8 protein-coding genes are annotated in these 10,784 nt (G+C 68.1%); 1 reads left to right on the top strand and 7 read right to left on the bottom strand.

The annotated features are described in order from the left end of the window. The 4 genes from VNN10_11250 to VNN10_11235 all read right to left on the bottom strand — a co-directional run. Positions 1-1,644: hypothetical protein (locus VNN10_11250; protein HXH22599.1), on the bottom strand; the 1,644-nt coding region annotated here is incomplete at its 3' end. Between the two features lie 98 nt (positions 1,645-1,742). Beyond that, positions 1,743-3,548, bottom strand: coding sequence for a reverse transcriptase domain-containing protein (locus VNN10_11245; protein ID HXH22598.1), 1,806 nt, complete (start codon positions 3,546-3,548; stop codon positions 1,743-1,745). A 489-nt stretch (positions 3,549-4,037) separates the two neighbouring features. Then, the gene (locus VNN10_11240; protein ID HXH22597.1) at positions 4,038-6,743 is read right to left on the bottom strand and encodes a DUF6094 domain-containing protein; all 2,706 of its coding nucleotides are present in this window, start codon (positions 6,741-6,743) and stop codon (positions 4,038-4,040) included. 119 nt (positions 6,744-6,862) lie between these two features. Beyond that, positions 6,863-7,807: a hypothetical protein gene (locus tag VNN10_11235; GenBank protein HXH22596.1), complete on the bottom strand. Its 945-nt coding sequence runs from the start codon at positions 7,805-7,807 to the stop codon at positions 6,863-6,865. Positions 7,808-7,909: 102 nt separating this feature from the next. Between VNN10_11235 and VNN10_11230 the strand changes: the two genes are divergently transcribed. Then, positions 7,910-8,437 carry a hypothetical protein gene (locus VNN10_11230; GenBank protein ID HXH22595.1) on the top strand — a complete coding sequence of 176 codons (528 nt, stop codon included), beginning with the start codon at positions 7,910-7,912 and terminating at the stop codon, positions 8,435-8,437. On the opposite strand, the gene VNN10_11225 is transcribed toward VNN10_11230, so the two are convergent. The 3 genes from VNN10_11225 to VNN10_11215 form a co-directional block, all read right to left on the bottom strand. Beyond that, positions 8,421-8,654 (bottom strand): hypothetical protein, encoded by a 234-nt coding sequence (locus VNN10_11225; protein HXH22594.1) that lies wholly within the window; start codon positions 8,652-8,654, stop codon positions 8,421-8,423. The two genes, VNN10_11230 and VNN10_11225, sit on opposite strands and share 17 nt — an antisense overlap. Before the next feature lie 59 nt (positions 8,655-8,713). Further along, on the bottom strand, positions 8,714-9,691 hold the full coding sequence (locus VNN10_11220) for a hypothetical protein (GenBank protein HXH22593.1): 978 nt from the start codon (positions 9,689-9,691) through the stop codon (positions 8,714-8,716). A 65-nt stretch (positions 9,692-9,756) separates the two neighbouring features. Continuing rightward, positions 9,757-10,569, bottom strand: coding sequence for a hypothetical protein (locus VNN10_11215; GenBank protein ID HXH22592.1), 813 nt, complete (start codon positions 10,567-10,569; stop codon positions 9,757-9,759). Between the last annotated feature and the right edge of the window lie 215 nt (positions 10,570-10,784).

Here is a 10,784-nt window from a genome sequence, read left to right as displayed (position 1 = left end):
GGCGGGAACCGCCGCGCTCGTGACTGCCTCGGCCGGGCTGTCCGTGACCGGGGCCGCCGCCGCGCGCGCCACCCGTGCGAGGTGGTAGGCCCGCAGCCGCTCCGGCAGCGTGTCGATGACGCCGATCCACTCGCGGCCCTTCTTCAGGGCCTCGGCCAACTCCTTGCCGCGGCGGTCGAACGCCGCCTTCAGGTCCTCCTCGGTCTCCTCCAGGCCGCTCGACAGCTGCGCCAGCGTAGTCTTGTCCGCGCCGGTGCTCTTCGCCAGCGCCCCGTCCGGGGTGTCGCCGGCGAACAGCGAGGCCGCACCAGACTGGCTTCCCAGCTTGTGCAGCTTCTTGTGCGCCACCGTGTGCCGATACACCAAATAGTAGAGTCGCACCTTCTCGCGCTTGCCCAGGCGCCACGCGCGGCGCGACGCCTGGTCGAGGTGGAAGAGGTTCATCGCCATTTCCCACCAGATGATGGTGTCGATCACCTGGAGGTTGAGGCCCTCGACCACGCGGGTGTAGGGCACGAGGATGACCGACCGCCCGGAGGCGACGGCCGCCTTGATCGCGTCCTCCCGGTCCTCGGGATCTACCGAGTTGGGGAGCGTCCAGGGGTTGAAGTCCGACAGAATATGCGCCAGGCGCGGGGCCATCGGCCGCTCGTCGTTCTGGAAGAAGTAGCACATCACCGTGCGTCCCTCTTCCCGCTCGGCGCCGACGATCTCGCGTAGACGCCGCTCCATGGGGTAGAGGTGGTCTGGGCTCAGGCGCGGCGTGGTGAACAGCGTGGATACGCCGATCACGTCGCCCCAGTCGCTCCGCTTCGTGGACGTGACGGAGATCTCCGGGCCGAAGGGCTGCACGGCCCACAGGCGCGGCAGCGTCCCCTTGGCGAGCATAGCCGCGCTGATGCGCTTCTGCGCCATGCGCTCCAGGGAGCCCTCGATTCCCGCGTACACGCCCTTCAGGTCGCGCTCGGCTTTGTACACCTGCGCAGCCTTGAGCGCCGCCTCGGCCGCCGTCACGCCCTCGCGGGCCTCGCGCACGGCCTCGGCCGCAGCGCGGATCTCCGCCGTGCTCGCCGTGGGGTCGTCACACATGTCCCGCTCGTCCTGCTCGGCCGAGACGAGGGTCTCCTGCACCGCCTGGTGGGCGGCGCGGGCCGCTTCACACCGCAGCTCCAGCTCCGGGTCGGCCATGTCGATGACCTCGGGGATCTCTTCGCGCGGCGGCATGAACGCCCCCACGTCGAGCACCCCGATGAAGACCATCTTGGCGAGCAGGTGCGGCAGCAGGCGCGCCGAGATGCCCGGCGCGGCGACGGTGGTGGTCGTGGTATCCGCGCGGCCCGAGCCCTTGCGGGCGTCGGACTCGTGCTCCTTCGTCACCTCTTGCACGACGCCGTACAGGTCCACGGCCTTCTCCACGTCGTTCCAGCCCAGCCCCAGCTTCGGCCAGAAGCTGGGGTCGAAGCGGAACCAGTACGCGAAGAAGTCCGTGATCGAACCGCCATAGTGCGTGCCGGAGGCGAACACGTAGGACTGCGAGGCATGCTGCAGCTCGTGGATGCTGGCGGCGATGTCGGTGTCCTTGCCGCGGGCGTTGTGGCTCTCGTCCACGATCGCCAGCGCGACCAGGCCCTTGAAGAAGCGCACCAGATGTAGAGTAGGCCGCTGGCGAGGTCCCGCTCACGCGGGCCTTTTCCCTCGGCCCCTCCCCGAACCGTGCGTGCACCTTTCAGCGCACACGGCTCTCAAGTGGCTTGTTCCGAAGAACGGAGTGGTGTGGGCCGTCCGGCGTGGATCGCCGTGTGACAGCTCCGGCAGACCACCAGAGTCTTGCGCCGTCTTGCGACCATGCGCGTGACCCAGGCCGGTCGTTCCCGCCTGCCATACCGTTTGAGGTCCGCCAACTTGCGGATGTGGTGCACTTCGATGTGCTCCCGCGACCCGCAGAGCTCGCATTCCTCGGCAAGCAACCGTGTCAGCAACTCGCTGCGATAGCCTGCTATTGGCACTGGCAGGCGGTCATCAAGGGTTGCGGCTTTCGCGTGTCTGAGTGCTATGCCGCCAAACCGTGCAATCAGCGGAGGTTTCCCTTCGCCGCGCTCCCTTCGGACTTCCAGGCAGACCAGGGTTTCCCCTGAGTCAGCCGTGATGGTGCTGCGGTACTTCCGGTACAGCGCGCGAACGCTGGTCCCGTGTTTGTCCGCAAGCGTCTTCAGGAGCGACGTCTGCATGGCCCAGGTCAAACTCCAAAGTTTGGAGACGTTCTGGGCCAGCATGTAGTACTGCACGAAGCCACGGTACTTGTACTGGTAGTCAGCGACGATGGTGTAGTCGTCGTTGTTCACCAGCTCCGGTCGGTGGGTAACCTTACCGGATTCCTTGTACTGTGCGCACTGCTCTCTGACAACGGACACCGGTACTCGCAGCGCAACTTTGCCGTTGGTATGCCGCCTTCCGCTAGAGAGACGGTCGTCAGCGTGTTGCACTACGATGTCGTAGCCAAGAAACCGCGCCGGCTTGGTGACGGCGTGGGTGATCAGGGTCTTGGCCTCCGAGAGTTCGAGCCGGAGTGTTTTCCGGAGAAACTCCGCAAGCTGTGCCTTAATCGCCTCGGCTTCGGCCCGAGGTCCGGCGAAACCCAGCAGAAAGTCGTCCGCGTATCGAACGTACTTCAGACGGCGGTAATCGGGATCCTTCGGGTCCTTCGAGGGTAGCTTCCGGAGCTCCTTCTGGAGCACTCGGACAACATCCTTCTGGCCAAGAGTCCGCGCTTTCCGCGCCTGCTTTCGGTTTCGTGTGTACGCGGGGTTACCTCTCCGCAGCGTGCCACGCGTGTAGGCTGGGATGAGCACCTGCTCGACATACGTGTCCAGCTTGTCCAGGTAGATGTTCGCAAGAAGCGGGCTGATAACTCCACCCTGCGGCGTACCGCTGAGTGTCTTACCGTAGACCCACTGCTCGACGTACCCTGCCTGGAGCAAGTGCCGGATCAACCGGAGAAACCGACTATCATGGATCTTTTCGCTCAGTGTCGCCAGCAGGACCTCGTGGTCGATGCTGTCGAAGTACTGAGCGATGTCTCCTTCGACAAACCACCGTGTGCCCGTCCACTGTCGTTCGACCTCTCTCAAGGCCGTGTGACAACCGCGGTTGGGCCGAAAGCCGTGGGAGTGGTCGCTGAACTGCGGCTCGTAGTACGCCTCCAGAAGAGAGCGCAGCACCTCTTGCAGTAGCTTATCAGACCACGTGGGAAGTCCGAGTGGGCGCTTCTTCTTCGAGCGTTTCTTCTCGATGTAGACGCGCCGTACTGGCGTCCACCGATGCCGCTCACGACGAACGTCGTCGATGAGCTTGTCGATTTTCGCCAGAGACATCCCATCCACGGTCTCCGTGGTGGCTCCGCGTGTCATTGCCCCCTCGTTGCGATACAAGCGGGCGTAGGCACGCAGGTACAGGTCCCGGTTGTAGAGCAGTCGATAGATGTTCTCCAGCGGCAGCCCTTGTTTGCCGCGTTCTCGGATGATTCCCAATATCGTTTCGGCGTTCCGCATCTCGCGTACCTCCCGCTATCAGGAATCTGTTGCCACCTGCCCCCCTTCGCCGTGTAGACGGCTTTCCCGTCCGCTGACTACTATGGGGGCTCCGTCGCCATAGGGCTCGCGCCCCGTAGGCGATCCCGAATTCCGTCACGTTAGTACGTTGCTAGCGCGTCGTAGGTGCCCCACTCATGTCCTGTGGCGGCCTCGTCGGCCGCTTCCCCATCATTCGGAAGTTGCGGTGATCACGAGTATCAACCACCGCAAATGATGGCGCCGGAGTACAGACGCTCTACCGGCGGGTCGCCCCTTTACCGTAGGACATTGGGGTTCGAGCAGTCTAGCTCTCACCATAGCGCGCGGGACTTGCGAGCCTGCGCCATCAGCGTCTTCTGACGCCGCTCGCGTTAATGCCATGCTAGTGTTCCGTCGGCCTTTCGGCCTTGGGTGAAGGCATTGTCCCTAGAACGTCCTTCCAAGTTCTACCCGGCTCGGCCGGGGATACTAACGTGCGTTAGACGGCGCACATTCGTACGGGCTGAAGCTGTCCTCGATGGGGTCCGACAGGGTGACGCCGACCGTCAGCTCGTCCCAGGCCGCATCCTTCGCATTGTAGCGCGTGATCTCGGCCTCGAACTGCTCCTCGGGTCGCTCCACCGGGCAGGTGGTGATGCGCTGGGGGTTGCGCGGCTTGCGCCGCTTCTTGGTCTTATCCGTCTCGGCGATCACCGCGCGCACACGCGCCTGCTCGGCGAGTTGGCCCGCCGCCGCGCTCCAGATGCCGAAGGTGGGCATGCCCGCCTTTGCCTCCGTCGCCGGCGTCCAGACCCGCGTCCAGAGCGGGGCGTCGCAGTGGCGGCAGGAGCGCTGCTGCTTGACGAAGTAGGTGATGCTGGTCACAGGCTCCAGCGTCTCCTCCTTCGTCTCCGCGGCATCAGCGGCGTCGGTGTCCTCCCGCTCCTTCTTGCGCCCGCGTGGCTCGCCCTCGACGAGCTTGCCGCAGTCGGGGCAGAAGAAGTTCGGGGTGATGAGCCACTCGGTGATGGTGCGTCCGGTCAGCTTGTCGGTGAAGCCGACGACCTTGTCCCGCTGCTTCATCTCGAGCAGCTCACGCACCGGCAGCGCCGGGTCGTAGGCGCCGCCCTTGCCCGGCGCGGGGAATGTCCAGCGGCCCTTCTCGGTGTCCCACTGGGCGTGCTCGGCCTTGGCCTCCTCCGTCACCACACTCTCCGCCTCGACCTGCTTCTGCAGGACCGCGGGCTTCCACACTACGCGGCCCGGCCGGGTCAGGCTCTGCGGGAAGATGGCGACGACGGCGAGGGCGTCCGACTCGGTGCAGCGGCGCAGCCAGCGGCGGACGTCGTGGTGGCTCTCGATGACGATGGTCTCGCAGCCCGGGTAGGCCGCGGCGATCTCGTACTCCCAGACCGTCGTCACGCGCTTGGGCGAGGCGACGGCGACCGGGAGCGCCTTGAGCGGCCGGGTGATGCCCAGCAGCTTCAGGTGGCGGTTGTTGCGCCAGGCGCTCTGGAGGTCCTTGATCCAGGCCGGCGCCTTCGCGCCGGTGAAGCCGGCGAAGCCGTCGAGCACCGCCTGGCGGTCGGCAATGAGGCCGCGCAGGGTGGCCTTCAGGTCCGACACGTCGGCCGCCCGGTCTTGCTCCATCCGCGCCGTGATCTCGTCGCGGCAGGCCGCGATCCGGTCGTGGTGCGGCGCCAGCGCGCGGGCGATCACCTCGGGCCGACAGGCCCAGCGCTTGGCGAACAGGGCGATCAGGCCGGTCAGCATCCGCGTTTTACCCGTCCCCATTTCGCCCTGAATGGCGACCTTGCGATGCACCTCCAGGGCGCGCAGCATCGCGATGCTGCGGTGGATCTGCGGCGCAGCCAGGCCGGGGAGCTCGGCGCCGGGGAGAGCCTTGTCCAGGCCGATCTCCGCCATCACCGCGATCTCCCAGTCGAAGGCGTGCAGGTCGTAGACCGGCTGGCGCTTGGCTCGCACCTGGACCGCCAGCGTCGGGAGCCAGGGCTTGAGGAATGCGAAAGCGTCCACACCCGTGTAGGTGTTGACCGCGCCCGTCCCCAGGCTCAGCACGGTCAGCACGGCCTTGTCCTGCTGCTGAAGGATGCGGACGACCCCCTTGCCCTTCTGGTCCTCGTCCACCTCGATCGGCGCCATCTCGCTCGTCACGAAGGTGTTGAAGATGTAGGGCTGGCCGTCCGGGCCGGTGACCACATCACCGTCCAGCAATCCGGTGAGGATGTCGGCGGCGAGGTGGGCGGTGCCGGTCGCGGGCATCACCGGGGCGTCCACGCGGCCGCTGCCCTGCCACTGCGTAGCAGCCTGCCACGCCTGGCTCAGGTGCGCGCCAGAGGAGTCGAGGGCGAGCAGCAGCTGCGAGTCATCGGCCCTGACGACCTTGATCTCGGGCAGCGCCGCGCCGCTCGGCGGGACGATGTACGGGTCGGCGATCGGGGCGTCCGGCACGATGGGCAGCTCGACGCCGCCGGCCCACGGGGACTCCTCCTCGCTGTCGGGGATGCGCCAGCGCCAGCCGGCGATGGCGGCCTTGATGCCGGGGTCCGGTTTCTCGAGCTCCTGCTCGCGCCGCACGCCGATCACCACGATCTGCGTGAAGCGCGCGAAGCTCTCCTCGACCGTCTCCGGGTCGCCGTCGGCGAAGCGCCAAGCGCGGATGTTCTCGTAGTTGCGCGCCCAGTGGTTGACCATCGTCCCGTCCCACTGGCGAGCCGGGATGATGGCGACCATGATGCCGCCGGGGAGCAGCGCCTTGCCCGACTCGCGGATGACGGCGTACTCCAGGCGGTGGCCGTTCACCACCATGTAGGGCGGGTTGGTCAGCACCAGGCTGAGGCTCTGCGGCGTGATGCGCGTCGCCTCGAGCGCGGTCGTGACGATGGCAGCGCCGGGCAGGCGCTTGCGGCTCTCGGCTGCGCGCTCGGCGCTGATCTCGACGCCGAACAGCCGCGCCGTGTCGTACGCGGCCAGCGGCTCCAGCAGGTCGCCCTCGCCGCACGTCGGATCGAGGACGGTGATCGGGTACCCGTCGCCCGCGAGGGCGTGGGGCAGCATCACCTCGCCCGACGGGAGGCGCTGGGCGAGCAGGTTCCGCAGGACGCGGATGGTGACCGAGGGTGGGGTCCGCACGAAGGCGGACTCGGCAAGGTTGCGCAGCGTGCCGCTGGCCATCGGTGACGTCTCCTTTGGTAGTCAAAGCAGACCGGGGCGCGGCACACAGCTCCCCCAGCCGGGGCGGCGGCGCCGTACCCCGGTCGGGAAAGGGTGCAAACAGGCGAGTGGGGCCTCCGCTACGCCGCGATGGCAGTGGCGAGGGCGAGGGCGTCGGCGGCCATCGCGCGGATCTCCCCGGCCGCCGGCCGGTCGTCCTCCAGCGTCAACACCGGGGCGTCCGGCGTGACGAGCAGGGACGGGGCGGGGGCGGGGACCGTGACGAAGTCCGGGTTGGGGCTCCAGGGGAGCCACTTCTCACTGATGCCCTGGGTGATCAGGGGCATCCACTTGCGGCGGTCGCCGTCGATCTCCCACGCCCGGATGCCGAGGCTCGGCAGCGGGGCGATGAGCTTCGCGGCCAGGCCGCGGCTCCACAGCTCGGCAGCCCAGGCGACCTCCTGCTCCTTGCGGTCGGCGAGCAGCGCGGCATTGACCGAGCCGTCGTCGCGCGCGCGCAGGAACGGAACCCGGAGCGCCATGAGCGTTCCCACGAACGCCGACTGCGCTGGCAGCTCCTCGCCGGCGTTGCCGACGAGGAAGCGGTTGGTGATCGGCTGATGCGATATGCCGATGGCGCCTGGCCTGGTTTCTCCCTCCGGTTTGGGATCGGGGGGGAGGTCCGGCGGGTTGAGGATGCCGTCCGCGATGTCCAGGCAGGAGGGCATATACAGGTAGTGCTTCTCGCGGAGCGACGTCGGGCGCTCGCCGCCATTCTTGATGCTGAGCGCCGTCCCCACCTGGCGGTAGGACGTGCCCGAGCGTCGCGAGATCCAGCGGGTCGTGCGCCACTCCAGCCCCTCGGCCGGGGTGAAGAACAGTTGCTCCTTGAGGTTGAGCTTCGCGAGCGCGGCCGACACGGACGTGTCGAAGCCGACGAGGCCGAGCAGCCCGATGCCGTTATGGTTCGCGGCGATGCACGAGACGCGCGACGTCTGACCATCGCTGACGACCGTGCCGACGAAGCGCTCGGGGTCGAAGGTGCGCACCGGCAGCGTGCCGGTCAGGCGCGGGGCGGATGCCATAGCGGAGTGCTCCTTTCAGGGGCGCACCCCGACGATCCTCCCGCCGCCGGCGAGAGGTGTCGCCGGGGCGGCAGTTGAATTACGCGAATACTGGCGCTTGACATGCGCCTGGTCGGCTGGTACACTCGATTCTACGTTGAATTACACGAAGAATCGAGGACGCCGATGGACCGAGGCAGCATCATCATCGCAGTGACCGCGGGCGAGCCGCGGGTGGTCCGATGTGAGGACGCGCCGGGGGGCGGGACGCAGCTCGTGCCAGCGCAGAACGCAGGCGAGCTCGCGAGCGCCACGCGCGCGGCGCTAGTAGGACTGGGCGCGGACCTCAGCGTCGATGCACTCTACCCCTGCCCGATCCATCTGATCGAGGCGGCGCGCTTCCGGGCAATGGAGCTCCCCCATGACGCGATCACGCCTGCGCAGGCGAAGGATATCCTGTACCCCGATCTGGGGTACCAGGCCGGGTGGCAGCGGCTGCACCGCGACATTGAAGCTGGCCGGCTGCGTGCCTATATGGTCGGTCCGGCACGCAGCCCGAAGCGCTATGTGTCTCGTGCTGAGGTTGAGGCACTCGCCGCCGATCCGCCCGCCAAAACGCGCGGGCGAGGCCGGGCTAGGGCGTCGTCGTGAACGCGACGATCGTGGTCGGGTCATGCGGGTCGTACTGGACACTGATCCCGGTGGTCCGTTTCGTCACCCGCCGCATCAGGCTGAGGGCAACGCCCCCGCTCGCGGAGAGCGCGACCTCGCCCTGGCTGGTGCGGATGGTGAGCGTCGCGAGGCCCGTCTCGTAGCTGTAGACCAGCGAGACGGGCACCCCGGTGATCGCATTCTGTCCAAGCAACATCAGTGATGCTCCTTGCGCCGCCAGCCGAGTCCCGGCTGGCGGTCGTCGTTGCGGACGTGTTAGCGAGCGAGGCGCGTGGCCGGAGCCATGCAGCCGAAGTCCGTGCCGCTGAAGGCGATCACCGGCTCGTCGCCGGAGAGGTCGATGATGACCTCGACGGCGCCGAGCTCCTTGACGTGCTCCTTGAGCGGCGCGAGCAGCAGGCTCGCGTACGTCTCGGCGTCGACCGTGACCGCGCCGGCGCCGTCGCCCGTCCCCTCCAGCGTCACGCGGCGCTTGCCGCAGCTGAGGGTAAGGTCGCCGGCGGTCGCGCGGATCGTCACGGCCCTACCCGCGCGCTGCATCAGGAAGCAGGCCGCCCACAGGTCGGGGGCCGCCACCCTCACGAGCGCGCAGTCGGTGTCGAGCACGTCCGTTGGGCGCTTGAGGCTGGTGGGCGGGGTGATCGTCGCCGCGGCGGCCGCCGCTCGCGCGGTGGCCTCCCTGGTGGCAATCACGACCGCGATCCGCAGGATCTCGCGGGCGAGGGTGTGATAGCAGGCAACCGGGTACACCTCGCCGTCGCCGCGGTGCGCCTTCCGCACGGTGGAGAATAGCGAGTCCGGGCAGTACATGGGGCCGCCCTTGGCCGCGTGCTTGCCCTTCACGCGGCAGTCCTGGTCGTCCACCGCGTAAGTGTCCGACCCGCTGCCGGGGAGGAGCAGGACGCTGCCGAGGCTGGCGTCGGTCGCATCGGAGCCGTGGCTTCCCTCCGCGTGACTGACGACGCGCCACGCGCGCTTCTTGAGCGCGTCGCGGCTCTTCTTCGCGCGGTCGCGGGTGGGCTTGTGCTGCTCGCCCTGGTAGTGCCCCACCAGCTGCAGGTAGGCCTGCTCGATGTGGTTCTGGTCCAGGGTGATGGTGACGGCGCCGCCGTCCACCACCAGGGCGATGGGTTCGCCGAGCGCGAGGCCGACGGGCGGGCCGCCCAGCACGTCGAACGGCGTGAGCGGGTCGCAGGGGATCGGGTGGCTCATATCGAGCGCGAGAGCGGTCACGTGAAACCTCCTGGGGCGAACAACCACGCGCCCCCGGGGCAGCGTTGTCTGCCCCGCTAGGGATGCTAGGACGTTCGGAGGCCGGAGATGATCGTCGCCGCGGTGTCGGCGCTGAGGCGCGCGCCACGGAGCGACGCGGGGTCGCGCACGTCCGCCAGGTGCGGCACGCCAACCAACTCGCCGAGCGTCTGCACGTGCCGCCGGTTGGGGTGGCCCTGCGCGAGCATCACCAGAAAGCCGAGCTGCGCGTCGGTGGCGAGCACGACATCCTCTGGCACGGGCACGTAGGTCCCTCCTGGCGGCGCGAGGTCCTCGAGTTGGAGCGGCGGGGGGTGGTCACCCCACATCGCTGGCCAGATGTCAGGGATGGCCGCATAGAGCGTGCGGATGATGCGGTCCTGCTCGGCGCACGGGAAGACGAGCCGCCCGCCAGGGCGCTCGACCTTCCCGTAGATCGGAGGCAGGAAGTAGAAGTAAAGGCCAAGGCCCAGCGCCTCCGCGCAGGCGCGTTTCTTCGCCTGCGCCTCGGCCGAGGCTCCTTCGTAGGCCTCGCCGACGTCGCTTTCGCCGCTGGCGGTGTGGTCAATCAGGCCACCGAACGCCCGCAGGCGCGCGAAGACCTTGTTCGACGACCAGCCTTCCAGGGTGATCGACCAGTTGTGCGCCCCCAACTCCCGTTGGAGCCGCGGGACGTAGCCGGTCCACCACTCGGCGTAGATAAGCGCGCGCGCCTCGGGGACATCCCCCTCGGTCGCTCCCGGTCGCACGCGCACCGCCGCCATCGGGAATGGCTGGCGGAGTGCGGTGAGTGCAGCCTGAGCAAATGGCGGCAGCTTGCTCTCGGGGAGGCCGTGGCCGAGTACTCCAGATGTGGTCACGGTCAGTCCTCACAGTTGACCGTGCTGGCCTGACGTGGCTCGCCTGGCCAGCACAGTCGGCGCTGGCGGCTAGCGGGCCACGTAGGCGGTGGTGCGAGCGGTCGTGCGGGGCGCCGTGCTGAGCGCGGTGATCAGCGCCGACGCCTGCTGGAAGGTCAGATCCTCCAGGCGCGCGACGCCGTACTGCGCCGTGGCGTTCGCGAGCTGCTTGCGGT

The sequence above is a fragment of the Dehalococcoidia bacterium genome (assembly GCA_035574915.1).
GTDB lineage: Bacteria > Chloroflexota > Dehalococcoidia > DSTF01 > WHTK01 > DATLYJ01.
The sequence above is the reverse complement of the archived record's forward strand: the minus strand, read 5'-3'. Positions and strand labels throughout refer to the sequence as shown.

Bases quoted from the DNA above. Each gene is read 5' to 3' on its own strand.
- VNN10_11245 (HXH22598.1), bottom strand. From the start codon at position 3,548: ATGCGGAACGCCGAAACGATATTGGGAATCATCCGAGAACGCGGCAAA.
- VNN10_11235 (HXH22596.1), bottom strand. From the start codon at position 7,807: ATGGCATCCGCCCCGCGCCTGACCGGCACGCTGCCGGTGCGCACCTTC.
- VNN10_11230 (HXH22595.1), top strand. From the start codon at position 7,910: ATGCGCCTGGTCGGCTGGTACACTCGATTCTACGTTGAATTACACGAA.
- VNN10_11240 (HXH22597.1), bottom strand. From the start codon at position 6,743: ATGGCCAGCGGCACGCTGCGCAACCTTGCCGAGTCCGCCTTCGTGCGG.
- VNN10_11225 (HXH22594.1), bottom strand. From the start codon at position 8,654: ATGTTGCTTGGACAGAATGCGATCACCGGGGTGCCCGTCTCGCTGGTC.